At 56.7% G+C, this 23,722-nt stretch carries 26 protein-coding genes; 16 read left to right on the top strand and 10 right to left on the bottom strand.

Annotated features, from left to right (window positions below):
- Positions 1–78: 78 nt before the first annotated feature.
- From ACA047_RS05410 to ACA047_RS05400, 3 genes are all read left to right on the top strand, one after another.
- Positions 79–1,074 carry a hypothetical protein gene (locus tag ACA047_RS05410; RefSeq protein WP_497357347.1) on the top strand — a complete coding sequence of 332 codons (996 nt, stop codon included), beginning with the start codon at positions 79–81 and terminating at the stop codon, positions 1,072–1,074.
- A 414-nt stretch (positions 1,075–1,488) separates the two neighbouring features.
- Positions 1,489–2,541: a colicin E3/pyocin S6 family cytotoxin gene (locus ACA047_RS05405; RefSeq protein ID WP_497360230.1), complete on the top strand. Its 1,053-nt coding sequence runs from the start codon at positions 1,489–1,491 to the stop codon at positions 2,539–2,541.
- Positions 2,538–2,777: a DUF7683 domain-containing protein gene (locus ACA047_RS05400; RefSeq protein WP_497357345.1), complete on the top strand. Its 240-nt coding sequence runs from the start codon at positions 2,538–2,540 to the stop codon at positions 2,775–2,777. Before ACA047_RS05405 ends, ACA047_RS05400 begins: the two co-directional genes overlap by 4 nt.
- Before the next feature lie 146 nt (positions 2,778–2,923).
- Here the strand turns inward: ACA047_RS05400 and ACA047_RS05395 are convergent, their stop codons facing one another.
- Complete coding sequence (locus ACA047_RS05395; protein WP_497357343.1) at positions 2,924–3,169, bottom strand: hypothetical protein; 246 nt, start codon at positions 3,167–3,169, stop codon at positions 2,924–2,926.
- A gap of 80 nt (positions 3,170–3,249) precedes the next feature.
- On the opposite strand from ACA047_RS05395, the gene ACA047_RS05390 reads away from it, so the two are divergent.
- From ACA047_RS05390 to ACA047_RS05375, 4 genes are read left to right on the top strand one after another with little or no spacing between them, the layout of a single operon-like run.
- Positions 3,250–3,627: a hypothetical protein gene (locus ACA047_RS05390; RefSeq protein ID WP_497357341.1), complete on the top strand. Its 378-nt coding sequence runs from the start codon at positions 3,250–3,252 to the stop codon at positions 3,625–3,627.
- Positions 3,624–3,986 (top strand): hypothetical protein, encoded by a 363-nt coding sequence (locus ACA047_RS05385; protein ID WP_497357339.1) that lies wholly within the window; start codon positions 3,624–3,626, stop codon positions 3,984–3,986. The genes ACA047_RS05390 and ACA047_RS05385 overlap by 4 nt, the downstream gene beginning before the upstream one ends.
- Positions 3,980–4,321: a hypothetical protein gene (locus tag ACA047_RS05380; RefSeq protein WP_497357337.1), complete on the top strand. Its 342-nt coding sequence runs from the start codon at positions 3,980–3,982 to the stop codon at positions 4,319–4,321. Before ACA047_RS05385 ends, ACA047_RS05380 begins: the two co-directional genes overlap by 7 nt.
- A gap of 9 nt (positions 4,322–4,330) precedes the next feature.
- On the top strand, positions 4,331–4,486 hold the full coding sequence (locus ACA047_RS05375) for a hypothetical protein (protein WP_497357335.1): 156 nt from the start codon (positions 4,331–4,333) through the stop codon (positions 4,484–4,486).
- 158 nt (positions 4,487–4,644) lie between these two features.
- On the opposite strand, the gene ACA047_RS05370 is transcribed toward ACA047_RS05375, so the two are convergent.
- Positions 4,645–5,136, bottom strand: a complete 492-nt coding sequence (locus ACA047_RS05370) for a winged helix-turn-helix transcriptional regulator (RefSeq protein WP_497357333.1) — start codon at positions 5,134–5,136, stop codon at positions 4,645–4,647.
- A 112-nt stretch (positions 5,137–5,248) separates the two neighbouring features.
- On the opposite strand from ACA047_RS05370, the gene fabF reads away from it, so the two are divergent.
- The 3 genes from fabF to ACA047_RS05355 all read left to right on the top strand — a co-directional run bounded on the left by fabF (position 5,249) and on the right by ACA047_RS05355 (position 7,985).
- Positions 5,249–6,517 carry a beta-ketoacyl-ACP synthase II gene (fabF, locus tag ACA047_RS05365; RefSeq protein WP_497357331.1) on the top strand — a complete coding sequence of 423 codons (1,269 nt, stop codon included), beginning with the start codon at positions 5,249–5,251 and terminating at the stop codon, positions 6,515–6,517.
- Between the two features lie 88 nt (positions 6,518–6,605).
- Complete coding sequence (locus tag ACA047_RS05360; protein ID WP_497357329.1) at positions 6,606–7,694, top strand: LirA/MavJ family T4SS effector; 1,089 nt, start codon at positions 6,606–6,608, stop codon at positions 7,692–7,694.
- A gap of 156 nt (positions 7,695–7,850) precedes the next feature.
- Positions 7,851–7,985: a hypothetical protein gene (locus tag ACA047_RS05355; protein WP_497357327.1), complete on the top strand. Its 135-nt coding sequence runs from the start codon at positions 7,851–7,853 to the stop codon at positions 7,983–7,985.
- 325 nt (positions 7,986–8,310) lie between these two features.
- Here the strand turns inward: ACA047_RS05355 and ACA047_RS05350 are convergent, their stop codons facing one another.
- Positions 8,311–9,282 carry a DMT family transporter gene (locus tag ACA047_RS05350; RefSeq protein WP_497357325.1) on the bottom strand — a complete coding sequence of 324 codons (972 nt, stop codon included), beginning with the start codon at positions 9,280–9,282 and terminating at the stop codon, positions 8,311–8,313.
- Positions 9,283–9,373: 91 nt separating this feature from the next.
- On the opposite strand from ACA047_RS05350, the gene ACA047_RS05345 reads away from it, so the two are divergent.
- A complete protein-coding gene (locus ACA047_RS05345; RefSeq protein WP_497357323.1) occupies positions 9,374–10,288 on the top strand; it encodes a LysR substrate-binding domain-containing protein in 915 nt (304 codons plus the stop codon).
- On the opposite strand, the gene tnpC is transcribed toward ACA047_RS05345, so the two are convergent.
- The 5 genes from tnpC to ACA047_RS05320 all read right to left on the bottom strand — a co-directional run bounded on the left by tnpC (position 10,285) and on the right by ACA047_RS05320 (position 13,441).
- Positions 10,285–11,850 (bottom strand): IS66 family transposase, encoded by a 1,566-nt coding sequence (tnpC, locus tag ACA047_RS05340; RefSeq protein WP_497357321.1) that lies wholly within the window; start codon positions 11,848–11,850, stop codon positions 10,285–10,287. The genes ACA047_RS05345 and tnpC overlap by 4 nt on opposite strands.
- Positions 11,851–11,911: 61 nt before the next feature.
- On the bottom strand, positions 11,912–12,247 hold the full coding sequence (gene tnpB, locus ACA047_RS05335) for an IS66 family insertion sequence element accessory protein TnpB (protein ID WP_497357319.1): 336 nt from the start codon (positions 12,245–12,247) through the stop codon (positions 11,912–11,914).
- Complete coding sequence (tnpA, locus tag ACA047_RS05330; protein ID WP_497357317.1) at positions 12,244–12,573, bottom strand: IS66-like element accessory protein TnpA; 330 nt, start codon at positions 12,571–12,573, stop codon at positions 12,244–12,246. Before tnpA ends, tnpB begins: the two co-directional genes overlap by 4 nt.
- A gap of 205 nt (positions 12,574–12,778) precedes the next feature.
- The gene (locus tag ACA047_RS05325; protein WP_497357315.1) at positions 12,779–12,961 is read right to left on the bottom strand and encodes a hypothetical protein; all 183 of its coding nucleotides are present in this window, start codon (positions 12,959–12,961) and stop codon (positions 12,779–12,781) included.
- Positions 12,962–13,069: 108 nt separating this feature from the next.
- The gene (locus tag ACA047_RS05320) at positions 13,070–13,441 is read right to left on the bottom strand and encodes a PH domain-containing protein (protein WP_497357313.1); all 372 of its coding nucleotides are present in this window, start codon (positions 13,439–13,441) and stop codon (positions 13,070–13,072) included.
- 501 nt (positions 13,442–13,942) lie between these two features.
- Between ACA047_RS05320 and dctP the strand changes: the two genes are divergently transcribed.
- The 5 genes from dctP to ACA047_RS05295 all read left to right on the top strand — a co-directional run bounded on the left by dctP (position 13,943) and on the right by ACA047_RS05295 (position 20,118).
- Positions 13,943–14,938: a C4-dicarboxylate TRAP substrate-binding protein DctP gene (gene dctP / locus ACA047_RS05315; protein WP_497357311.1), complete on the top strand. Its 996-nt coding sequence runs from the start codon at positions 13,943–13,945 to the stop codon at positions 14,936–14,938.
- Between the two features lie 65 nt (positions 14,939–15,003).
- Positions 15,004–15,636 (top strand): TRAP transporter small permease, encoded by a 633-nt coding sequence (locus ACA047_RS05310; protein WP_497357309.1) that lies wholly within the window; start codon positions 15,004–15,006, stop codon positions 15,634–15,636.
- Positions 15,633–16,916 carry a C4-dicarboxylate TRAP transporter large permease protein DctM gene (dctM, locus tag ACA047_RS05305; RefSeq protein ID WP_497357307.1) on the top strand — a complete coding sequence of 428 codons (1,284 nt, stop codon included), beginning with the start codon at positions 15,633–15,635 and terminating at the stop codon, positions 16,914–16,916. The genes ACA047_RS05310 and dctM overlap by 4 nt, the downstream gene beginning before the upstream one ends.
- Before the next feature lie 145 nt (positions 16,917–17,061).
- Positions 17,062–18,057: a TRAP transporter substrate-binding protein gene (locus ACA047_RS05300; RefSeq protein WP_497357305.1), complete on the top strand. Its 996-nt coding sequence runs from the start codon at positions 17,062–17,064 to the stop codon at positions 18,055–18,057.
- A 153-nt stretch (positions 18,058–18,210) separates the two neighbouring features.
- Positions 18,211–20,118, top strand: a complete 1,908-nt coding sequence (locus tag ACA047_RS05295) for an alkaline phosphatase D family protein (RefSeq protein ID WP_497357303.1) — start codon at positions 18,211–18,213, stop codon at positions 20,116–20,118.
- Between the two features lie 135 nt (positions 20,119–20,253).
- Here ACA047_RS05295 and ACA047_RS05290 read toward each other — a convergent pair whose 3' ends face one another.
- Both ACA047_RS05290 and ACA047_RS05285 read right to left on the bottom strand, forming a co-directional pair.
- Entirely contained in the window at positions 20,254–20,754 is a 501-nt protein-coding gene (locus ACA047_RS05290; protein ID WP_497357301.1) for a methylated-DNA--[protein]-cysteine S-methyltransferase, read from the bottom strand.
- A gap of 90 nt (positions 20,755–20,844) precedes the next feature.
- Positions 20,845–23,580: a winged helix-turn-helix domain-containing protein gene (locus ACA047_RS05285; RefSeq protein ID WP_497357299.1), complete on the bottom strand. Its 2,736-nt coding sequence runs from the start codon at positions 23,578–23,580 to the stop codon at positions 20,845–20,847.
- Positions 23,581–23,722: the final 142 nt, after the last annotated feature.

Genomic DNA, 23,722 nt, shown 5'->3' with positions numbered 1-23,722 from the left:
TGAGATAGCACGCCGTGCTCCTCTACAAACCGCAAGACAAGCCTTCCGTGAAAACGAAATCACACCAAAGATAAAACCATGAACGCTCTCGACTCTGGCGCTATTGAGAAGCTGTCTATATTTTCTATAGTAACTTTATTCTGTCTTTTCATCCTTGCCATCACAAAATTCTTAAACAAAGCAGATGAAAATACAAATACACCCCCTCAGACATTCATGTATGGCACCATCACCGCCTCCTTTGTAATCATTATGTCTGCGACACTTATTTGGGATAGCAACAATTTTCCTGCGTGGCTTCAAGGCATTGGTAGCATCTACGCGATAGTGGTTGCCATCCTGGTTTCCAGGCATGAAAGCAGAAGCTCCGAAGAGAGAAGCAGACAAGAAAGAGCTGAAGATCACAAACGTGAAACCCAAAAAGCAGCTGACGATCACAGCCGTGAAACTCAAAGAGTCGCCGAAGAAAAAACAGAGACGACCAGGGCGATATACCAAATAGTGCTTCGTGCGTTTATGTGTTTTAGCTACGTACGTGAAAATGCCTATGACAAAAGCCTTACAGGGAAGGATATTGGTCCACGCAACGGAGAACCGGACCTAAAAATCAAAGCTGGCAAAAAGTGGATCTCTCTGGGTTTCAAGGCGTCCGATATCCGGGTACAACTCCGACAGCTTGAGGCATTCGTAGAGCAACTGGAAAAAATATCGCCCTTTGAGCACAAGGACGCTGTTTTAGCGCTACACACATCTGATTTCTGTGCGTCAGTTAAAGTTTTTCTTGCTGATTTAAAAACAGGTTGGAATATTACGAGCAAGCAACCGATGTTCGCGACCAACGCCCATACGACGATCAACTATCCTCCTGGCCAAAAAAACCCCACCTACACAGAAACCGAAAAGCTGATTGGCCTCAGTGAATATCTCGCCCACGGGATATTTCACATGTACTTAGATCAGCCAGAATGCAATCGTATCGAAGAGGCTTTTCTTAATTGGATGGAAAGGGCAGATAAAATCTTTTCAAGCAGTGTGCCTCAGCAACCATCCGGCATGGAGCATGGCATTCATTAGGTTCAGTCGGCCGATTTCGGTGGGCAGTAGTAGCACCGGTTTATTGCGGTTTTGAAGCTGCACCAGCCCTCCCCCCCTTCCAACATCCAGCCAACAATCCGGACATATGCCGCAAAAGTCCTTTCGTTGCTGGCCGTAGTACCTCTCACCAGAATAGCCCGCCTGACTTAACCGCAAAGGATCGCAATGCGCTTGATAAGGAGTGCAAACAAGGGCCTCGAACAGACCGAATCTCCTCTTACTGCTGCCCGAATGGTGAATGATGCGTTGATGCGCGGTCGGCACACCATCGACGGGCTGGATCAGATTGGAAGCCGGTCGCGAATCACCAGTGACAGCGAAATTGTCGAGGCCGTTAGAAGGGGCGACTTGTTATTGGTGAAGCAACGCCCCGCCAGTTCAAGCGGCGGCTTGATGCCCCGCCCGACGCCGGCGCCTGAACCGGTCCGCATCGCCCAGGATCACTGGCCATTATCCAAGCCCCGCGATGACCTGGTGTTTGCCAAATCCTGCATCGCTGAAAACTGGTGCCGAACGGACGCCGGTACGACCACCGAGCCTGCTTCGAACTTCGGTCGGGTGATGGTGGCGGGCGCTATGCTTTTTCCATCGGCCAGCACCGCTATTGCGACGGCGCTCGGCGCCGATTTGGCATTGGGGCGCATGGCCGGCGGCGGCATTCTGCAGCAGCGCTTCAATTGGGTAATACGCGGCACGGGCGGCCCGGCCAGCGTTTTCATCCTGGGGATGCTACCCGCCAAAATGGCCGACGGCACCCTTCACACTGATGACCAGTTGCGCCGCATGAGCCACGCACCGACACGGGTGCGCTTTCAGTTTCGCCGTGATGCCGAGGGCGTGCTTCAGGTCTACGGCATTCATAGCGGCGCGTCGGGCGACGACTCGGTGCGCACGGTACAGGTTACGTGGAACGCCGATAAAACCGCGATGGAGGCTGAGCTCAATGGCGTCACCATTTTGTGGACGCCTCAGCATGGGCCGCTTGGATCGATTCCGCCGCTGATTTATCCCGGCGATATTGGCGAGCGGCTGGGTACCATCCTCGTGCATCCGATAGCGAAGGATGTCGACAGCCAGATTGATGGGTTGCCGGGTGAGGACATCACGGCTGACGACTGTATTTTGGTGTTTCCGGCGGATACGGGGCTGAAGTCGCTTTATGTGGTGTTTTCGAAACCCGCTCCGGGTGACCATAAATACTATCCCCCGCCGAAAGGGCTTATTGCATTTCCTGATGCCAAGATTGCCCCTCGTAAAACCCCGATAAAAGGAGGAGGAGGCTTACGGAAGCGATGGAAAACAAAGGACGGGACTATTTTCGAATGGGACAGCCTGCACGGGGCAGTTGAAAAGTACAACAAACGTGGAAAACACCTAGGGGAGTTCGATCCCGAAACAGGTGAACAGACCAAAGATGCGGACGATACCCGCGAGGTAGAACCTTGAAGTACATCATTGAAGCTTTCGACAAAGAAACCGAGTTTTTGGCTTTTGAGGTTGAGCTGCCTGAAGGTTGCGATTCACAGCTGGCGCAGATCATGGGGTGGCCGATGCTCCAGCGTGGCGATGAGGGTTATGACCTGAGCCCCAGCCAGGCAGCAGCTATTGAGGTACTAGCCGGTAGGCAGTTTTACGATAACGACCACATATTCCAGCTCACCTGCAACATTGACGTCGCGTAGTGAACTCCCATCAACCTCAACCGCGTACAACAGCACGCTTGGTATTGGGGCCGCTTCGCAGCCCAGCGCGAGCAAGCTCCCTTGCCACAGGTTGTGTCTGGCTGAGTTATTGGTTCCCGCCTCTGGGAAATCCGCATCACCAATGTTCACGGAGCAATATCAAGAATTTTGAACGCTATCATAACCTCTGATACCGTGCTGAAATCGTGATATGGAAGAATGACCATGACTGCTACCAACGACGCTTGAAACCCTGGGACAACGTCAAAATCCTTCCGTATGCGTTGCGTGAGCGATACGAATTTTTCGTCACGGAAATCTTCAGGGTCGAGTGCCTCATCCTTAAGGAACGTCCACAGCGCGAAGCCAGTGTTGCGGATGTCGCCAAGCATATGCAGGCCATCCACAACCTGCAGGCGTCCAATTCATCGTGCCGGGAAACCAGCTTTTTCTTCCTGCGTTTGGAATGGATTTGCGTGAGTACTACAGGCAGCGCCTGGAAAAACCTCAGGTTCTGAGCCCTGCCACCCAGGCCATGCTGATTCAATTCTTGATCAAAAGATGGCAACACCAGCTTCTGACCACCCGTTCGACCTTCGAGAAATCCTTCACCTACGCGAAAATGACCATCACCAGAGCCATCAAAGAACTGACTGACTTGGACATTGTTCAGCCTGGGAAGGAAATGGGCGAAGCGGCGATCTTTTTCAACTTGCCCCCCAAGGAAACTTGGGAAATGGCGAAAGAGTCCATGCGCACGCCGGTCAAAAAAACGCTTTGGCTCAATGCAGTTCCTGAGGCGTTTGACACCCCCATGCTGTTGGCGGGGGAAGCGCCCTGGCAGAGATGAGCCTTCTTGCCAGCCCCAAGGTTCCTTGTTTCGCAATGACGACTGCGCAGTTCGACCACATTCGAGAGCTCGCGTCTGATCATCGCGGAAAAATGAATGAGGCCTATGGAGGAGAGTTCGGCACTTGGGGCTCAATTTCAAAAACGGCCAAATCGAAACTCCAGAGCACATCACCCTATCTTGAAGTGCCGCAAAACCATGCCGCCTACGGCATCCAGTTTTGGAGTTATGAGCCCCTGCACAGCAACATTGCCAATGGAACTGTAGATCCATTTTCTCTCTATCTAAGTCTCAAGGATGACCATGATGACCGTGTGCAAATGTGTTTGGATGAAATGATGGAAAGTGTGAAATGGTAGTGGGTATCGATCGGTTTCGAGAGTATTTCAAAGACTACCAGGGCCGTTACGTTCTGATTGGCGGGGTAGCAGCCTCGATGACCATGGAGGCGCTGGGCGAGACATTTCGAGCCACCAAGGATCTGGATGTTGTACTGGTCGTTGAGGCCCTCAATCGTGAGTTCGTAGGGCAGTTCTGGACGTTCATCAAGTACGGCAGATATGCCATTCGCCAAAATGGCGACAGCGAAGGGGACTCCCCTGTCTTCTATCGTTTCCAGAATCCTGAAGACAAATCCTTTCCCGTTCAGATCGAGCTTTTTTCTCGTATCCCAGATGGACTGGAGCACGAATAAGCGGCCCGCATGACTGAGATTCCCGTAGAAGAGCAAGCCGCAAGCCTGTCTGCGATCATCCTCGATGATGAGTATTACAAGTTTCTTCTGGGCGGCGTCGATCATACCCATGCGATCAGTCACATTCGCGCTGACCGGCTCGTTCCGCTCAAAGCCCACGCCTAGCTTAACAAGAAGGCGCAGATCTAGAACGGCATACAAGTGGACCGTCGCGATATCAATAAGCACTTCAGAGATGTGATCTTGCTTTCTGTCGGTCTTACCGAAGGAATGACCACGTTTCCTGAACGACTGGCGCTCGATTTGAAGTCATTTCTCAAAGCTCAATCCGGATCAACCATTGCCCCCAGTCGCTGACGCATGCCCGCACTGGCGGCTGGTCCGGCCTGTACGCTGCACTGGTCCAAGGGTACTAGATGGCCATCGGCGATATCCGCCATCGCTGGCTGCACCGGCCGGCCACTCTCCCGCTCGACGATCTGCACGCTTTCCCCTTCTGGCGCGTAATGGCGATTGCCCCAGGCCACAAAAGCCAGGAGCACCACGCGGAAATCTTCACCCTTGGCAGTCGGCACGTATTGGTAGCGCAGCGGGCGCTGACTGTAAGGCTGACGCTCGAGCAGCCCCGCCTCCACCAGCGAGTTCAAGCGTCTGGTAAGCATGTTCGGGGCGATATCCAGGCTGCGGGAAAATTCCTCAAAACGTCTCAGGCCGTGCAAGGCATCGCGCATGATCAAAATGCTCCACCACTCGCCAACCCTTTCCAGGCTGCGGGCGATTGGGCATTCGGTATGAAGGAGGGTCTTGCGCTGCATGGCAGTTCCTTACGGGGGGGCAAACATTTGTTGGCCTGGGCATGTTACTTTCATAATGATAGTAACGTCCATATGTCGCTATACCCTCATTAGCATAAGGAGCCAGACCGTCATGAACAAACGTATCGTCGTCACAGGCATGGGCGCATTGACCCCACTTGGCTGCGGAGTTGAGCAGATATGGCAGCGCCTTCTGGCCGGGCAGTCGGGGATCCGCCGCTTGCCGCAAGAGCTGATCGGCGATCTGTCGATCAGCATCGGTGGCCAGGTCCTCGACCGCACCCAAGATCCTGAGGCCGGCTTCGATCCGGATCTACTGCTGGCCCCAAAGGAACAGCGCAAGATGGACCGCTTCATTCTGTTCGCCCTGGCAGCGGCCCATGAAGCGTTGACTCAGGCCGGCTGGGCGCCGCAAACCCCAGAGGCGCAGGAGCGCACCGCCACCATCATCGCTTCGGGCGTGGGCGGATTTCCGGCGATTGCCGAAGCCGTGCGGACCACTGACAGCAAAGGACCGCGACGCTTGTCACCCTTCACCATTCCGTCATTTCTCAGCAATATGGCCGCCGGTCATGTCTCAATCAACCATGGTCTCAAGGGGCCGCTGGGGGCTCCAGTGACAGCGTGTGCAGCGGGCGTCCAAGCCATCGGCGACGCTGCGCGGATGATTCGCGCCGGGGAAATTGACGTAGCAGTCTGTGGTGGGGCGGAAGCGGCCATTCACCGGGTCAGCCTGGCGGGCTTCGCTGCCGCACGCGCTTTGTCGAGCGATTACAACGACACCCCGGAGCGCGCCTCGCGCCCCTTCGATCAGGCCCGTGATGGTTTTGTCATGGGCGAAGGCGCTGGCCTGCTGGTCATCGAAGAGTTGCAACATGCCCTGGCGCGAGGCGCCAAGCCGATCGCTGAACTGGTGGGTTATGGCACCAGCGCCGACGCGTACCACATGACCGCCGGGCCAGAAGATGGCGACGGCGCCCGCCGAGCCATGCAGCAAGCGCTGCGCCAAGCCGGCGTGGAGGCATCCCAGGTTCAGCACCTGAATGCCCATGCCACCTCGACCCCGGTGGGTGATAAAGGCGAGCTGGCGGCAATCAAAGCCCTGTTCGGCACAGACAGCGGCCTTGCGATCAGCTCGACCAAATCCGCCACTGGCCACCTGCTGGGTGCTGCGGGGGGGATCGAGGCGATTTTCACCGTACTTGCGCTGCGTGATCAGGTGGCCCCGGCCACACTCAATCTGGAAAACCCGGACACCGCCGCGCAAGGCCTTAACCTGATTCGCGGTCAGGCCCAGCACCTGCCCATGGAATATGCCCTGTCCAATGGCTTTGGTTTCGGCGGGGTCAACGCCAGCGTGCTGTTCCGGCGCTGGATTTAAGGCTCGGTATACAGACCGCCCATGGCAATCTCGATCGGCGCTACTAAGCTGTCACCTATGGAAGGCTACCCGCCTCAGGAGATTGCTCATGGGCCAGAATATCGAGGAGGTCAAAGCAGAGCTTAAGACTCTGTTTTCCGATAAGTTTGCCGCCAGTCAGCACTTCGGCACTTACTGTCGAATAGGCGCTTATTTATCTTCAGCCGATAACTGCGAGGGCGAGCTGAAGAAGCTGAATGACGAAATGCAGATCATCCTCGACCATCGGCTGGCTGATATTGGTGGTCGGATCGCCAAGGAAGTGGGGGGTACGATCACTCAAGACACGTTGCTAGAGCTGCTCGGGACTTTAGCCGGCGTGAGGCAAAACCGATTTGGAAAAGCGTTGGATTCGGTGGGAACCTCGCCATTATTCAAGTTCGCTAAAGAGCTGTTCAGTAAGCTGCTTACCGATGTTTTGGGCCGCTGGGAGAAAGATAATGGCTTTGATGTCGATCATGCGTGGGGGCTGGGAGCTCGTCGACCTGCGGATATTCTGATTGGCAATCCAAAATCCGATTTCAACAAGCAATTGGAGAGTGGTCGCCCCTTTAAAGACTTGGGCGCCGGCCCTCAGCATGGCGAGTTTACTCATAGGATCCAGTGGTATCTGGTGGGCAACGCGTTGCAGGGCATTAACGCTGGGGACGTCTATAAAGATGTGAAAATCTGGATAAGCAGAGGCAAGCTACTCTCCCATGGTGAGCGCTCTTTAAGCCCTGAAACGTTCAGCACCGATAACGGCTATAAACGATACCTCTGGGAATATTTATTCGACCGCGATGGTGAACCCTCTAACGCAAAAACCGTTGCGTTTCTGGCAAAAGCCGGAGATTTCAGAGGCCCCAGTAATTTGTCTGGACACCTGCTTGAGTCGCCAGGCGACTGCGCTTATCGTTTGCTGGCGTGGTGCATTCGGGATCGATTCAACAAGCGCGCACATGGGGTTATTGACACGGCCTACATGTTGAAAAAGGCGCCAGATGATAGTCGGCTCATAGAAGCGGAGAGAGCCTTCAACAGCGAGGCCAAAAAAGACCTGGATTACGCAAAAATGTTTGCGCCCATTGATGGCTTATTTATTCGACGTGGGACCTTCCGTGTCGCCGTGGACTGGCAGAAGTGGCCGGGGAAATAACCTTGAAAAGGTCTTGATCAACCCGAACTTTTTTATGCTCAGAAAACGATGAGCGGTCCGTTTTATCCGTGAAAACTGTCAGCTTTGACAGTAGCCAGTCACACGCCAAAAGCCTTGAATACCGCTGAGACGGCCGGACTCTTCCAGGCGGTGAACATGAACAGCCTCACCCTTAAAAAATCGGGACAACTGATAATCCTGCTGGGCTTCCTGTTCCTTTCACAACAGACGTTTAGCCAAGCACTCACGGGGACTGCCCTGCAATCCGGCGATGAAACGGCAGCCGTCTGACCCGTAATTATTACAACACCACAGTCACGGCCGGTAAGCCCAACCTGTTCATTCTTGACCCGGACTGGGTGTTGCAAAACAAGGGAAGGACCGTGCTGATCAACTATTCGGTCTTTATTACGCTTAGCCCACAGTGGATGTTTTCCCGCGTGCTCAGGGTTCAATTTTAAAACGGTGGTTCAGGCGTATCCGTCCGGCCAAGCCATCTACTCAGCCCCGCATAACCAAGGTAACGCCCGCCAAATACAACCAGGATAGGTATTGGGAGCGCTAGCGCCCACCAATTGGACGTCTAACACATTTGGGTTGTATGCCCGTGGTTGGCTTAAGACGCCGATAGCTTATCTTGCCCCATCTCGTGAGAGGCGAAGAGCATTCGGATGGCCAGCATTGCGCCTGCTAACACCGCCGTAATACCTAAGGTTTCATACAGCGTTGGCAAACGTTGCTCAAAAAGCAATCCGAATAGGGTCGCGAAAAGGGATTCGAGAGCAATTAGTTGCCCCGAAAGTACCATGGGTAAATACCGAGACGCTTTGTTCCACGCCCACGCCCCCAATACGGACGACAAAATTGCAATTAGAAATGCCCACACATAAAGGCCTCCAGCGTTGGCAAAGCTGGCGCCTTGAGAGGGCATTTCAAAAAGGTTAAATGCATACCCCAAGGGCATCACCAGAAGCATACCCAGCGCGCTCCCGACCATCATGAGTCCTGTCCACGCGCTTGTTGAATGTGCTGGGATTTTGCTCAGGCCTTTTTGGTTCAGCACACTGAACGCTAACCAAAACGCCACGGCACAAACAGAAAAAAACACCCCGAACACGGCGGCCCCTTGCGAGGCGAGTGGGGTATCGTTAGCCATAATATTGATGAGCAGCAGGCCGAACACCAGCATGGATAAAGGCAATGCCAGTTTTCGCCACGCCAACATCTTGTTTTGCGCATTTCCAAGCAGAGCCAGCATCACTGGCACCACCGCGATGAATGCTGGCGTCAGCACGGGGCCGCTGATCTTAACACCGCATGCAATGCAGACGCTGTACCCTAGATAACCTATGGCTCCCAGCGTCAGCGCCACCGTCCGCATAGAAAGTGTCAACTCTCGAACATTAGTGCGGTCGACGATCATCCAAACGACACCGATTACTCCAACGATCATGAATTTAACTGCCAGAAAGTCAAATATGCTGTAGTTCCCAGTGACATACGGAACTATAAAATTCGAACCCCAGCATAATGTTGCAAATACCGCAAAAAATACGCCGAGGGCAAAAGGATGAGCTGATGTGTTCATAGGCGACTCCAAGGCTGGTAATCGCAAGTTTGAACGTTTCCGGATGTATGCTACAAACGAGTTCTCAGCCCTCAATGCATAATCCATGGTTATGAATTTACTCGGCAAGTCACTTCCTCCACTCGCTAGCTTGTTGCCTTTTGAAGCGGCCGCCCGCCTGGAAAGCTTTTCACGAGCTGCTGACGAACTCCATATCACTCAAGCAGCAGTAAGCCGACAGATTCGTGGGCTGGAGGAGGATCTTGGTGTAGCACTCTTCGACAGGCGCAATCGTGCGGTCTTTTTAACGCCAGAAGGACGGCAGCTTGGGCTTGTCGTGAATGCCGCGTTAAACCAAATAAGCTCAGTCGCTGAGAGCTTGCGAGGCGGTGCCCGCAGGCATCAGGTTGTATTGCTCTCACAGCTTTGTGAAGCGTTCTACTGGCTGATGCCGCGCCTTTCTCGCTTCCACCAACGCCATCCGGATATCGAGATTCAAGTCGTTACCACTACCCAACCGTTGACGGAGTTCGGTGGTCATTTCGACGTTGCTCTACAGAGCACGGGTCGAGCAAGCGGATTAAATCACCTGTTATTCACGGCCTCTGACAAAGTGTTCCCCGTGTGCAGTCCCGATTATCTCAATAAACAAGAGGAAGCGTTGAAAGTCACAGATTTGGTACATCACACGCTCTTGCACCACCGGGCTACGCCTCCTCATTTGATGGAGTGGGACAGTTGGCTAGCCGAGTTCGGCATCGCTCTGGATGGCCGCACCAAAAATCGTTATTTCGACAGTTACCCGATGATGCTTCAAGCCGCAGTGGAAGGACATGGTATCGCCGTCGGCTGGGCTCGAACTGCCGGGAGACTGGTTGAAAGCGGAGACTTGAGAAAGCCTTGCGCTGAAAGCGTGTTTTTACCGCAAGCGATATCTGTTTTTAAACGCCCTGTTATTACCGAGCGAAGAGAAACCAACTCTCTGATAGAGTGGCTCAGGATTGAACTGTTAGAAGCGATAGATTAGACGCACGAGTTCCCTGATCGAAACGCGACCGATTCGACTACCGGTTGCCACCTATGCGGTAGCAACTCGGAAATTTCACTCGCCCGCTGCGTCGGCAGGCGCGTGAGGACGTCCTTCAAATAAGCATACGGATCATGCCCGTTGAGTCGCGCCGACTGGATCAAACTCATGATCGCCGCTGCCCGTTTTCCGCTGCGCAGTGATCCTGCAAAGAGCCAGTTCTTGCGTCCAAGAGCCCATGGTCGGATCTGGTTCTCTGCCCAGTTGTTGTCTATGGGTACGGCTCCGTCATCGAGGTAACGCGACAGCGCTGCCCAGCGTTTCAGGCTGTAATCGAGTGCTTTGCTGATGGCTAAGCCTTCGGGCACCAGATCGCGCTGGGCGCTCATCCAGGCATGTAGCATGTCCATTACCGGGACGGCTTTTTCTTGCCGTATTCGGCGCCGTAAATCCGGCTCCAGATCGCGGACTTCGCTCTCGATTTCGTACAACAATTGGATATAGCGCAGGGCTTGCTCAGCAAGCGTGCTTTTATTCGTGGCGTGCAGCTCGAAGAATTTGCGCCGAGCATGGGCCATGCAGCCGATCTCGGTCACGCCGAGTTCGAAGCTGGCTTTGTAACCGCTAAAATCATCGCAGACCAACTTGCCTTTCCATTCTTGCAGGAAATTGCGAGCATGCTCTCCGGCGCGGCTGGGGCTGAAGTCGTAAACCACCGCTGCCACATCCGAGAACTGGCTGGTGGCGTAGGCCCAAACATAGGAACGGTGGGTTTTCTTTGTTCCCGGCTTGAGCATTTGCACCGGTGTTTCATCGGCGTGGATGACTTGTTGCCCGAGTACCACGTCGCGCAACGCATCGACCAGCGGCTGCAACTGAACCCCAGTCACGCCAACCCATTGAGCCAAGGTTGAGCGTGGAATCGCCAGACCCGCTCGACCAAAGATCGATTCCTGACGGTAAAGCGGCAGATGGTCAGCAAACTTGGCGATCATGACGTGGGCCAGTATCCCGGCGGTTGGGATGCCCTTGTCGATGACCTGCGCCGGAACCGGTGCCTGGATGAGCGTTTCGCAGTCATCGCAGACCCATTTGCCACGCACATGGCGTTCGACGGTAAATACGCCGGGCGTGTAGTCCAGCTTCTCGCTGACGTCCTCGCCGATGCTCTTGAGGGCGCAGCCGTATGGGCAGTGAGTGTTGTCAGGTTCGTGATGGATCAGTGTGCGTGGAAACTCAGCCGGTAATGCAGTGCGCTTGGGCTTCTGCTTTTTCTCGGTCGCCGCTAGCACTGTTTGCAAGGCCTGAAGCTCTGCTTCAATCGCTGCGATATCGATATCGATCAGGTCATCGAGCAAACTGGCCTGCTCAGGATTCATCTGCTCGCTGCGCTTGGCAAACTTCAAACGTTTGATCTGTGCGATCTCGAAGGTTAGTTTCTCGATGACTGTTTGATCATGGTTGATTTTCTTGCCCATCGTGTCGACTTGCGACAGCAACTGCTTTGCCAAAGCACGCAGTTGGTCGGGGGACATTTGGTCGAGATTGGGCGAAGAAGTCATGCGCCGGATTTTGCCAGAGCAGGCGCTTCGCGGTGATAGACCGATAGGCTAATGGCAGCCGTTAAAGCAGTGTGATCGAGCCTCCAGAACCTGCGCGCTGCCATGGCAGACCCAGCACCAATGCCTGAAGTTGCTCGGTATCCAGTTCCATTTCAGAACCGTGGCGAATGCCTGGCCAGTGAAACTTGCCTTGGTTTAACCGGCGAGCCGCCAGCCATATTCCGAAGCCGTCATGCACCAGCACTTTTATGCAATTGGCGCGGCGGTTGGCGAACAGATAAGCACAGTGCGGCTGCGCCGCACCGAACACCGCAATCACCTTGGCTAACGCCGTGTCGGTGCCTGCGCGCATGTCCATCGGCTCGGTGGCGAGCCAAATGGAGTCGATGCGAATCATCGCAAAAGGTCTCGAAGAAAGGTCGCGCAGGCAGCAGCATTTTCAGTGGGCCAGTTCACTTTTACGGTGCCGCGCGAGTGCTGTATTTCAACGCAGATATTCGATGATGAGTGGGGTTTTGCCCCAGCTAGCGGCACGGGTAACGGAACAAATGCAGGTTGCAGCGCTGTGCTTTTGTGCGCTTGCAGCCGAATACATTTGTGGACAAGGTTGGCGTTGAGGTTATGGCTGAGTGCGATGCTGGCAATCGAAGCGCCGTGCTGGGCACACTCTTGAATGACTTGGGCTTTGAAGGACTTGGAATAGGAACGGCGTGTTGGCTGCATGAAATACCCGCTTAAAAGGCTAGAACTGGTGCCCACTTAAATTAAGTGCACACCATGTCTTGGCTTTGCGGGGCTGGGTAGATGACTTGGCCGGACGGTTACGTTCAGGCGGCAGCGCTCCCAGGTGCGCCAGCCGATCACGCCTGTGGGTGAGGAGGTTGTAGCGCTGTTTGAAGAGCGCATCCTGGGATGCCTTCGTATGCCCTTAGAACGCCAATTTGTTGGGTTCAGCGTTGATCCTGATGATGATCGGGGCCTTGCGGGTGTCTGCGCTGTCTTTGTGTTGCTGGGAGTTGCAATAGGCGGACGCAGCGGACGCGGCGGATACGAGCAATGCGAATAACGCAATGGCGTCTGTCAGGGTTAAGTTCTTGAGCCATTTTTTCATGAGGCGGTCTATCCAAGCATCGGTGGTTGAACGGGCTGACGCTATCGCGAGCAGGCTCGCTCCCACATTAGGGGAGTTGTGTTGAGTCTGTTTTTTTTCGCCGTGCGTTTAGGCCAGCAGATGCTTGGAGATCAGTTTGGAGATTTCGACAATGCCTGTCTTGCCAGTGAATTCGAATTTCACTTTGCCCAAGGCAGAGAAGTAGATCTCCAGTTCGGAGTCCAGGTCGAACGTGCCGGAAGTTTCGACCGAGTAAGCCACGATGTTTTTGTAGGGCAGGGATGTGAAGTCTTTTTTGCTGCCCGTGATGCCTTGCACGTTCACGGCGATGATGCGTTTGTTGGTGAAGACCACGCCGTCGCGCATGGATTTGTAGGCATCGATGACCTGTTCACCGTCCAGCAAAAGAGCCGTTACGCGTTCGGCGTATTCATCGTTTTGCTTGAGCTTGAAGAAGCCTTTGTTGTTGAAGTCGATCATCCGTGTAGTTCCTTATTGAGTTGAAATGCCTTCCAGGCTTGCGGTCGCCAGTAGAGGCTGGCGGGGGGATTCTGGCTCAGTCGGGGGGGAGATCACAAGGCCGTGTTGGGTTGCTTTGCAACCCGGGGCGAGGATGGCGCAGATGCAGGAGCAGTAGGGGATTTGTGGCGAGGGATCTGTGGGGTTCCAAGGGTTTTGTAAACACTTATTACATTGGCGGCGGGCCAGTAGCCATTACTGCACGTCTATGGTTACCTGACTCAGGTCGCGGTGGCCGGTTGAAACCCTTCGCCCTGTGCCGGTCGCGACGGTTTCGCCCCGGCCGTGGAAGGCTCTAACGTACCTTTCGAGGTGTTTATCAATACTGGGGGTTTCCCCCATATTGACCGCCGCAACCCTCCGGCACGCTGTTTTTCTGCCTAGACTTGCAACTGTTCCGCCGTGCACTGTGTTTTGAATGAGCCCGCACGAAAAATACTAAAAACAAGAGGAAACCCCGCAATGTTCAAACCCATTTGGAAAGCGCTCGTCTGCACCTTGGCCCTCAGTGCGTTAAGCACAGCTATGGCGGCTGATCCGGTCATCATCAAATTTTCCCACGTGGTAGCCGAACAAACGCCTAAAGGCCAGGGCGCGCTGCTGTTCAAGAAACTCGTGGAAGAACGGCTTCCGGGCAAAGTGAAGGTCGAGGTGTATCCCAACTCCTCGTTGTTTGGCGATGGCAAGGAGATGGAAGCCTTGCTGTTGGGGGACGTGCAGATGATTGCGCCGTCGCTGGCCAAGTTCGAGCAATACACCAATTCCATACAGTTGTTCGACCTGCCGTTTTTGTTCGATGACATCTCCGCCGTAGACCGCTTCCAGTTAAGTCCTGAAGGCCAGTCGCTGCTCAAGTCCATGGAAAGCAAGAACATCACCGGCCTGGCCTATTGGCACAACGGTATGAAGCAACTGTCGGCGAACAAACCACTGCGCGAACCCAAGGATGCCCGTGGCCTGAAGTTCCGCGTGCAGGCGTCTGCGGTGCTGGAGGAGCAGTTCAAGGCAGTGAATGCCAACCCGCGCAAGATGAGTTTTGCCGAGGTGTATCAAGGCTTGCAGACCGGTGTGGTCAACGGTGCAGAAAACCCCTACTCGAACATCTACAGCCAGAAAATGCATGAAGTTCAGAAGTACATCACCGAGTCCAACCACGGTGTACTCGACTACATGCTGATCACCAATACCAAGTTCTGGAACGGCCTGTCTCCGGACATCCGCACCGAACTGGACAAGATCCTGGTTGAAGTCACCGCTCATGTGAACAAAGAAGCCGCTCAACTGAACCAGCACGATAAACAGCGCATCCTCGACGCCAAGACCACCGAGATCATCACCCTCACGCCTGAAGAACGCGGTGAATGGCGCGACAAGATGAAACCGGTGTGGAAGAAGTTTGAAGGTAATATCGGCGCTGACCTGATCAAAGCCGCCGAAGCCTCCAACAACGCTCAGTAATGGGTGGGTCGGTGCTGCCGCCCTGGCAGTGCCGGCCTGTCGTCCCCCAGCAGGAGATGTCATCCATGAATGCCCTTCGGCGCATCTGGGAACACTTCGAGGAAGGTTTCATTGCCTTCCTTCTGGCCGCCATGACGCTGGTTACTTTCGTCTATGTGGTGCTCAACAACCTCTATACCGTTTTTTACAGCCTCGGTGACAACTGGCCGGCCGCCAGCGAGCCGATGTTCGCCATGGGTGACGGCATCATGGGCATGGCCCAGGCCATGACCTGGAGCACGTCGCTGACCAAGGCCCTGTTTGGCTGGCTGATTTTTTTCGGGTTGTCATACGGCGTGCGCACGGCCGGGCACATCGGCGTCGATGCGCTGGTAAAACTGGCGAGCAAACCAGTGCAACGCTTCATCGGCGTGATCGCTTGTTTGTGCTGCCTGGCCTATGCCGGGCTGTTGGCCGTCGCCAGTTTTGAGTGGATCAACACCTTGATGATTGCTCAGATCGGCGCAGAGGACTTGGGCCACTTCGGCATCATGCAATGGCACATCGGGCTGATTGTGCCGGTGGGCTTTGCCTTGGTATTTATCCGTTTTACGGAAATTCTCATACGCATTCTGATGAATCGTCAGACAGGCCTGGGCCTGGCCGATGAAGCAGCGGAAGCCATCAAACTGACCGAACACGAGGAAGACAAGCCATGACTATTGCCTTCCTGTTCGTGGCGCTGTTCGTGCTGATGTTTATCGGCGTGCCCATCGCCATTTCGTTGGGGCTGGCTGGTTCGCTGACCATCATTTTTTTCAGCCCGGACTCCGTGCGCTCCCTGGCGATCAAGCTGTTCGAAACGTCGGAGCACTACACGCTGCTGGCGATTCCGTTCTTCCTGCTGGCCGGTGCATTCATGACCACCGGCGGCGTAGCGCGACGGCTGATCGACTTTGCCAACGCCTGCGTTGGGCATATCCGTGGTGGCCTGGCGATTGCGGCAGTGCTGGCGTGCATGCTGTTTGCCGCGCTGTCGGGCTCAAGCCCGGCGACGGTGGCGGCGGTCGGCTCCATCGCCATTGCCGGGATGGTGCGCTCGGGTTATCCACAGGCGTTTGGCGCGGGCATCGTGTGCAACGCCGGGACCCTGGGCATCTTGATTCCGCCCTCGATCGTGATGGTGGTGTACGCCGCAGCGACGGAAACCTCGGTGGGCAAGTTGTTCATGGCCGGCGTGATTCCCGGCTTACTACTGGGCCTGGCGCTGATGGTGGCGATTTATATCGTCGCCGTGAAGAAGAACCTCCCCGCCCTGCCCCGCGCGACGTTCCGCGAATGGCTGGCCACGGCGCGCAAGGCGATATGGGGCCTGTTGTTGATGGTCATCATCCTCGGCGGGATTTATTCGGGAATGTTCACACCGACCGAAGCGGCAGCCGTGGCGGCGGTGTATTCAGCGTTTATCGCATTGTTCGTCTACAAAGACCTGACGATTCGCGAAACTCCGAAGGTGCTGCTGGAGTCAGCAAAACTGAGCATCATGTTGATGTTCATCATCGCCAACGCCATGCTCTTCGCCCACGTGCTGACCACCGAGCAACTGCCGCAGCAAATCACCGCGTGGGTGATCGATGCCGGGCTGACGCCGGTGACGTTCCTACTGGTGGTGAACATCGTGCTGCTGATTGCCGGCGCGTTCATGGAGCCCTCGGCGATCATCCTGATCCTGGCGCCGATCCTGTTCCCCATCGCCATGAAACTGGGCATCGACCCGATCCACCTGGGCATCATCATGGTGGTAAACCTGGAGATCGGTTTGATTACGCCACCGGTGGGCCTGAACCTGTTCGTCACCTCGGCGGTGACCGGCATGTCCCTGCCCGCCACCATCCGCGCGGCCATGCCGTGGTTGATGATCCTGCTGGCGTTCCTGGTGTTGATTACCTATGTGCCATGGATCTCGTTGGCGTTGCCTGATTGGTTGGGGATGAGTTAAGCCCGGCTCAACACAAACTTCTGTGGTGAGGGAGAACGCGCCCTCGCCACAGAAGTGTAGGGCCTAAGCGCCGGTTTTGCGCCTTCGGTTTCAGATGTGTATGAGCCCCGCACGATAAACTCAAGATAGAAGGGGAAACCCCACAATGCTTAAACCTATATGGAAAGTACTCGTCTGCTACCTGGCTTTCGGTGTGTTGGGCACAGCCATGGCGGCTGAACCGATCGTTATCAAATTCTCCCATGTGGTGGCCGAACAAACGCCCAAGGGCCAAGGCGCGTTGATGTTCAAGAGGCTGGTGGAAGAACGGCTGCCAGGTAAGGTGAAGGTCGAGGTGTACCCAAACTCCACACTGTTTGGCGATGACAAGGAGATGGAAGCGTTGCTTTTGGGGGACGTGCAAATCATTGCCCGGTCGCTGGCCAAGTTTGAGCAGTACACCAAGAGCGTGCAGTTGTTCGACTTGCCGTTTTTGTTTGACGACATTGCCGCGGTAAACCGTTTTCAGCAGAGTCCCGAGGGCCAGAAGCTGCTCAAGTCCATGGAAAGCAAGAACATCACCGGCCTGGCCTATTGGCACAACGGCATGAAGCAGTTGTCGGCCAACAAACCACTGCGCAGGCCCGAAGATGCCCGTGGCTTGACGTTCCGGGTGCAAACTTCGGCGGTGCTGGAAGAACAGTTCAAGACCTTGGACGCCAAAGGGCAGAAGATGATTTTCTCGGTGGTGTACCAGGGCTTGCAAACTGGCTTGGTCGACGGTACGGAGAACCCCTACTCGAACTTCTATAACCAGAAGCTCAATGAAGTGCAGAAGTACGTCACCGAGACCAACCACGGCATACTCGACTACATGCTGATCACCACGTCCGACTTCTGGAACGGCCTGCCACCGGATATCCGCACTGAACTGGACAAGATCGTGGCGGAAGTTACCGCCCATACAAATGCAGAGGCGGAGCGGTTGAACCAGCAGGACAAACAACACGTCCTGGATGCCAAGACCACCGAGATCACTACTCTCACGCCGCAGGAGCGCAACGCATGGCGCGACAAGATGAAGCCGGTGTGGACGAAGTTCGAAAAGGAGATTGGGCCGAATCTGATCAAAGCAGCTGAGGCTTCTAACAAGGTTCAGTGATGGGCCAAATACAGCCCCCCTGTGAACACAGCTCTTTGTGGCGAGGGGATTTATCCCCTCGCCACAAAAGCACGTTACCGAACCACCTTCCCAGCCACAAAGCGCATTGCGCTATGATCCCCGCCTCTACCTGAGCCAGAGCTTTACCCGCGAATGCTGCCGTCCACCTCCGACATCACCACTGCCCTGCCCCCTGTTCTGGTCGGCCCGCTGTTGCGGCGGCTGGAGCCCACGCGGTTGGTGATGTGGCTGGTGGGCACGCAACCATTGGCGTTGACCCTGCGTTTGGACGGGGTGGGTGATATTGCGCTGGATGCCACGCACTGCACGGTGGTGCCGGTGGGGCAGCAGGCTTTTGTGCATCTGATCGATGTACAACTCGACAATCCGCTACCCCAGGACGTGGTGATTGATTACGACCTGCTGGTGAACAGTGCCCCCATCGCCGATTGGGCGCCACATCTGTTATATGCCGGGGCGCAGCGCCCGAACTTCGTGCTGCACTCGCGCATCGAGCAACTGGTGCACGGCTCCTGCCGCAAACCTCATCACTCGGCAAATGATGGTCTGCTTTGCGTCGATCGACTGCTGGCACAGACCCCGGCGCAGCGGCCGGCGTTGTTGATGATGAGCGGCGATCAGATCTATGCCGACGACGTCGCCGGGCCGATGTTGCGAGCGATTCATGCGTTGATCCAGCGGCTGGGGTTGTTCGAAGAATGCCTGGACGGTGCGGTGGTGGAGGACAGTGCCAGGCTCTATCAACACCCGGCCAGTTATTACCACCGCGCCGATTTGTTACCGGCGTTGGAAAGCAACGAAACCCTGCGCGAGCGATTTTTCGGCGGAGCGCGTAAGCCGATTTTCACCAGCAGCAGCGCCGACAACCATCTGGTGACTTTCGCCGAGGTCATGGCGATGTACCTGCTGGTCTGGTCGCCAGTGCCGTGGACGCTGATCGTCCCGCAACCACCGGAGCTGACAGCTGAGCGGCGCCAGCGCTACGACCAGGAACAGCAACACATCGATGGCTTCAAGGCAGGGCTGGGCGGCGTGGCGCGGGTGTTTGCTCACCTGTCGTGCCTGATGATTTTCGACGACCACGATATTACCGATGACTGGAATTTATCCGCGCAGTGGGAGGAAACAGCCTACGGCCATCCGTTCTCCAAGCGAATCATCGGCAACGCGTTGATAGCCTACATGCTCTGCCAGGGTTGGGGCAACAACCCGGATGCCTTTGGGGACGTGGTCCAGCAAACCTTGGCGCTGAGCGACACTGCCCGGGACCGCTACCTCGACAGCGTTGCACAGGACAAACTGATCGATACGCTGCTGGGTTTCCAGCAATGGCATTACGTGCTACCGACCACTCCGGCCCTGGTGGTGCTCGACACCCGCACCCGCCGCTGGCGCAGCGAGCGCAACCTCAAGCACCCTTCGGGCTTGCTGGATTGGGAAGCCCTGAGCGAGCTGCAGCAGGAGTTGCTGGATCATCCCTCGGCGATCATCGTTTCGCCAGCGCCGATCTTCGGTGTGAAGTTGATCGAGGCCGTGCAGCGGGTGTTCAGTTGGTGCGGTTATCCGCTGCTGGTGGACGCGGAAAACTGGATGGCCCATCGCGGCTCGGCCCAGGTGATCCTGAACATTTTCCGACACTCACGTACGCCCGGTAATTACGTGGTGCTGTCGGGCGATGTGCACTATTGCTTCGTCTACGAGGTGTTGATCCCACATCGCAAGGGCGGCCCACGGATTTGGCAGATCACCAGCAGCGGCATCAAGAATGAATTTCCGCCGGCACTGCTGGAATGGTTCGATCGCCTGAACCGCTGGCTCTACTCCCCGCGCTCGCCCCTGAACGGGTTCACCAAGCGCCGGAGCATGCGCATCATCCCCCACACCCCGGAACACGCCGAGGCCGGGGAGCGGTTGTGGAACTCAGCAGGTATCGGCCAGGTGTTCTTCAATGAGCAGGGGCAGCCGGCAGAGATCTACCAGCACAACGCCAACGGCAAACCTGCGACGCGCATGTTGCCACCGAAGAGACCACAGTTTTGAAAAAACACTAGGGACAATTGTGGGAGCGAGCCTGCTCGCGATGACGGCAGCCTCGTCGACATCACTATTAACTGACCCACCGCTATCGCGAGCAGGCTCGCTCCCACCTTAAGGGATTGGTGGTGTCGCTCAAATTCAGAACGCCAACTGCAGGGTCTGCTGGCCTTCCAGGCTGAGCAGGAACTGTTTGGCTGCGAGGCCGCCGGCAAAACCGGTGAGGCTGCCGGAAGCGCCGATGACGCGGTGGCAAGGGGCGATGATGGAGATCGGGTTTCGACCGTTGGCCGCGCCTACGGCTCGTACCGCAGTCGGTTGGCCGATCTGGGTGGCGATGTCGCGGTAGCTGCGGGTTTCGCCGAAGGGGATGGTCAGCAGTGCCTGCCAGACCCGGGTCTGGAAGTCGGTGCCGGTGAAATCCAGTTCCAGGTCGAAGCGGCGGCGCTGTCCGGCAAAATACTCCATGAGCTGGCGTTCGGTTTCCTTGAGAGTCGGATGGTGGTTGTCCTCCTCCAATGGCCCCAGGCGCACCCGGTTGAGCCGCTCGTTTTCCCACAGGATGGCCGCCAGTTTTGTGCCACGGGCGACGAGAATCAGTTGGCCAACGGGGGAAGGGATGGTGGTGTACAGGGACAACATCGGGTAATTCCTTGTCACGGGTCAACCCGCTTTTATGGCGAGAGAGCTTGCTCACTCGCCACCGGTTTCTCGCCTGGGCCAACGATTCACTTAACCCAACAACCCCAACGCCTTCGCCCGCGCCACGGCCTGGGTGCGGCGTTCGACGCCGAGTTTACTATTGATGTGGCTGGCGTGGGTCTTGACCGTGTGCAGCGAGATAAATAACTGCTCGCTGATTTCCTGGTTCGAACACCCTTGGGCGATCAGTTGCAGCACTGCCCGCTCGCGGCTGCTGAGGGTTTCGACAGGGGCCGATGGATCGCCAGGGTGAGCTGCCGTCGATGGCAAGCGTTCAAGCAGGTTCTCACGCAGGGGGCTGAGTGGTGCGTGCAGCAGTTGTTCGCGCAGCCATTCCCGATGTTCACCCAGCAACCATTCGAACGGCAGCAGCACACCACCGGCGGCGGCTTCGAAAGCCTGGGCCAGGGTGCTGCGGGCTTCAGGTTCGCGCCCGACGCTCAGCAGCAAGGCAACTTTCTGATTGAGCGCCATCACGCTGAGCATCTGCCGGCCGGTTTGCTGCCCCTGCTCAAGCAAGGCATTGAGTCGCCCTTCGGCCAGCATCGGTTGGCCTCGGATGGACTCCAGCACCGCCTGCTGCAGTTCGACATGCAGCGGCAGTTGCGGGTGGAATTCCGGCGGCGCGGCGGCCCCTTCGCCGGTGTAGGTCTGGCCCAACCGCGCCAGCCACGCTTCAGCCAGGTCGGTGCGGCCCTGGGCCAACCAGAGTTCACATTTGACCAGGGTGATCATCGCCAGGTAGTAGATCGGCGGAACGTCCCAGATGTGCATCAGGCGCTCGGCTTCGGCCAGCTCGGCAAAAGCCCGGGCGAATTCGCGGTGGTGGCCTTCGATACGCGCAATCAGGCAATGGCCGATCAACACGCTGATGTCGCGACAGGCCCGAGCTTCGGTCAGTCCCGCCTGTAACCGCATCAACCCGGCCTGGGGCTGCATGCGCAATGTCAGCAGGAAACCTTCGTACAGAATCAACCGCGCCCGCACCGCATAAAGCCGTTGGGGCGACAGTTTGTGCAACCGTTGCAGGCCTTGGTGCACTTCATCCAGCGCCCGCAGGATCTCCCCCCGCGCTTGCAATACCCGGGCGCGATCGTAATGGGCCAGGGCCTCGAACAGCGGATTGCCGACCCGTTGCGCCAGCTCCAGGGAATCGCGGTTCAAGCCACGGGCGCGCCAAAGGTCACCGTCGGCAATCGCCAGGTTCGACAGTGTGGACAGGCACATCAGGCGCTGTCCGTAGCGTTTTTGCGGCAGGCTCTCCAGGGCTTCGGTGCAGTAACGCACGGTGGCTTCACGATCTCCGCGGCCACGGGCGACGATCCCACTGAGGGCCAGCCATTGGGCGAGCATGGATTTTTGCGCGGTGGCCGAAGGGGCCGGCAGGAAGCGACTCAAGTGAGCGGCCAGCTCTTCGGCGGCGTCAAGTTGGCAGGCCAGCCCCAGCGCCCAGCTGTAGAGCACGATCAGCCGCGGGGTGCTGATGAGCAGGCTGTCGGGCAGGTCCATTTTCCAGCGCAGCAACATGCCGACGTTCTGCTCGGCCAGCAGTTGCTCTTCCGAGAGGTTCTGCACCAGGTTCGCCGCCACGTCCAGGTGCCCGGCCCGTAGCGCCTGTTCCACGGCTTCGTCGATCAGCCCTTGGGCATTGAACCAGCGACAGGCCCGCAGGTGCAGGGTCGCAGCGGGCACCATGGCCGGCGCGCTGGGGCGGCTGCGTAGCAAGTCGGAAAACAGGTGGTGGTACCGATACCAATGACCATGCTCGTCCAGCGGCACCAGGAACACTTGATGGGCCGCCAGGTACCGCAGGATTTCGGCACTGTCATGGGCTTCGCGCACGGCGTCGCACAGTTCGCTGCAAAAGCGGTCCTGAGGCGCGGTGTCATAGAGAAACGCTTGCACCTCGGCGGGCAGGCAGTCGATGACTTCTTCGAGCAGGTAGTCGCGGATCAGCCCTTCCCCGCCATGCAGGGCTTGGGGCAGCAAGCCTTCAGTACCCGCTTCGGAGGCCGCCAGCAACCAGAAACGCAGCCCAGCCACCCAGCCTTCGCTGCGCTGAATGAGGTTTTCCAGGGCTTCGCCGCGCAGCGAGCTGCTGTGATGCTGAAGCAGGGTCAGGGCTTCGTCATGGGTCAGGCGCAGGTCCTGTTCGTTCAGCTCAAGCAATTGCCGCGACAGACGCAGGCGCGCCAGATGCCAATCGGGGCGCTGACGGCTGGTGACCAGCACCAGCAAACCGTCGGGCAAGTGATTGAGGAAAAATTGCAGACAACGATCCAGCACCGGACTTTGAGCCAAGTGGTAATCGTCGAGCACCAGCAGCAAGGGCTCGCGGGGCGATAAATGCGTGGACAACTCATCCAGCAGGCCGTCGAGCCATTCTTCGAAAGCAAAGGGTTGGTGGCGCTGACGCATTTTCAGCAGCCCTAACGCCCGGCCGCCCAACTGCGGGAAGAAGGCCTGGAGCCCTTCGAGCAGGCGCTCCAGAAAGCGCCCCGGATCATTGTCCCGAGCGCTGAGCCCCAGCCAGAGACTTTGCCAGTAGGCCGGCAGGCTCTGGCAGAACTCTACCGCCAGGGAGCTTTTGCCAAACCCCGCCGGTGCACTCACCAGCAGTAACCGGCCACCGAGCCCCGCACTCAAACGCTCGCACAGCCGCGGCCGCACGACGTGGCCGTCGGGCAAGGGCGGGCGGTAGAAGCGCCCGTCCTGTACCGCGATGGCTGCGCGGACGGAATCCGGAAGTGGAGACAAATCAGTCATGGCCGGCTCTTGTTGAATTGCGGATGGCGGCGTTGCAGATGTCCGCAGACTAGCCGTAAACGAGGAGGTATTGAAGGGAGTGCTACAAATGGCTACAAAAAGACTACAGATTGATTCATTTGGAAGAGCAATGGAGGGCGCC

The sequence above is a fragment of the Pseudomonas sp. LBUM1664 genome (assembly GCF_059695895.1).
The sequence above is the reverse complement of the archived record's forward strand: the minus strand, read 5'-3'. Positions and strand labels throughout refer to the sequence as shown.

Coding starts and splice junctions, on each gene's coding strand:
- ACA047_RS05345 (WP_497357323.1), top strand. CDS start 9,374: ATGAATTTACTCGGCAAGTCACTTCCTCCACTCGCTAGCTTGTTGCCT.
- ACA047_RS05370 (WP_497357333.1), bottom strand. CDS start 5,136: ATGCAGCGCAAGACCCTCCTTCATACCGAATGCCCAATCGCCCGCAGC.
- ACA047_RS05395 (WP_497357343.1), bottom strand. CDS start 3,169: ATGCTTGGCGACATCCGCAACACTGGCTTCGCGCTGTGGACGTTCCTT.
- ACA047_RS05325 (WP_497357315.1), bottom strand. CDS start 12,961: ATGAAAAAATGGCTCAAGAACTTAACCCTGACAGACGCCATTGCGTTA.
- ACA047_RS05290 (WP_497357301.1), bottom strand. CDS start 20,754: ATGTTGTCCCTGTACACCACCATCCCTTCCCCCGTTGGCCAACTGATT.
- ACA047_RS05320 (WP_497357313.1), bottom strand. CDS start 13,441: ATGATCGACTTCAACAACAAAGGCTTCTTCAAGCTCAAGCAAAACGAT.
- ACA047_RS05310 (WP_497357309.1), top strand. CDS start 15,004: ATGAATGCCCTTCGGCGCATCTGGGAACACTTCGAGGAAGGTTTCATT.
- ACA047_RS05410 (WP_497357347.1), top strand. CDS start 79: ATGAACGCTCTCGACTCTGGCGCTATTGAGAAGCTGTCTATATTTTCT.
- ACA047_RS05380 (WP_497357337.1), top strand. CDS start 3,980: ATGGTAGTGGGTATCGATCGGTTTCGAGAGTATTTCAAAGACTACCAG.
- ACA047_RS05285 (WP_497357299.1), bottom strand. CDS start 23,580: ATGACTGATTTGTCTCCACTTCCGGATTCCGTCCGCGCAGCCATCGCG.
- ACA047_RS05375 (WP_497357335.1), top strand. CDS start 4,331: ATGACTGAGATTCCCGTAGAAGAGCAAGCCGCAAGCCTGTCTGCGATC.
- dctP (WP_497357311.1), top strand. CDS start 13,943: ATGTTCAAACCCATTTGGAAAGCGCTCGTCTGCACCTTGGCCCTCAGT.
- tnpC (WP_497357321.1), bottom strand. CDS start 11,850: ATGACTTCTTCGCCCAATCTCGACCAAATGTCCCCCGACCAACTGCGT.
- dctM (WP_497357307.1), top strand. CDS start 15,633: ATGACTATTGCCTTCCTGTTCGTGGCGCTGTTCGTGCTGATGTTTATC.
- tnpA (WP_497357317.1), bottom strand. CDS start 12,573: ATGCAGCCAACACGCCGTTCCTATTCCAAGTCCTTCAAAGCCCAAGTC.
- ACA047_RS05295 (WP_497357303.1), top strand. CDS start 18,211: ATGCTGCCGTCCACCTCCGACATCACCACTGCCCTGCCCCCTGTTCTG.
- ACA047_RS05405 (WP_497360230.1), top strand. CDS start 1,489: ATGCCCCGCCCGACGCCGGCGCCTGAACCGGTCCGCATCGCCCAGGAT.
- tnpB (WP_497357319.1), bottom strand. CDS start 12,247: ATGATTCGCATCGACTCCATTTGGCTCGCCACCGAGCCGATGGACATG.
- ACA047_RS05360 (WP_497357329.1), top strand. CDS start 6,606: ATGGGCCAGAATATCGAGGAGGTCAAAGCAGAGCTTAAGACTCTGTTT.
- ACA047_RS05385 (WP_497357339.1), top strand. CDS start 3,624: ATGAGCCTTCTTGCCAGCCCCAAGGTTCCTTGTTTCGCAATGACGACT.
- ACA047_RS05350 (WP_497357325.1), bottom strand. CDS start 9,282: ATGAACACATCAGCTCATCCTTTTGCCCTCGGCGTATTTTTTGCGGTA.
- fabF (WP_497357331.1), top strand. CDS start 5,249: ATGAACAAACGTATCGTCGTCACAGGCATGGGCGCATTGACCCCACTT.
- ACA047_RS05355 (WP_497357327.1), top strand. CDS start 7,851: ATGAACAGCCTCACCCTTAAAAAATCGGGACAACTGATAATCCTGCTG.
- ACA047_RS05300 (WP_497357305.1), top strand. CDS start 17,062: ATGCTTAAACCTATATGGAAAGTACTCGTCTGCTACCTGGCTTTCGGT.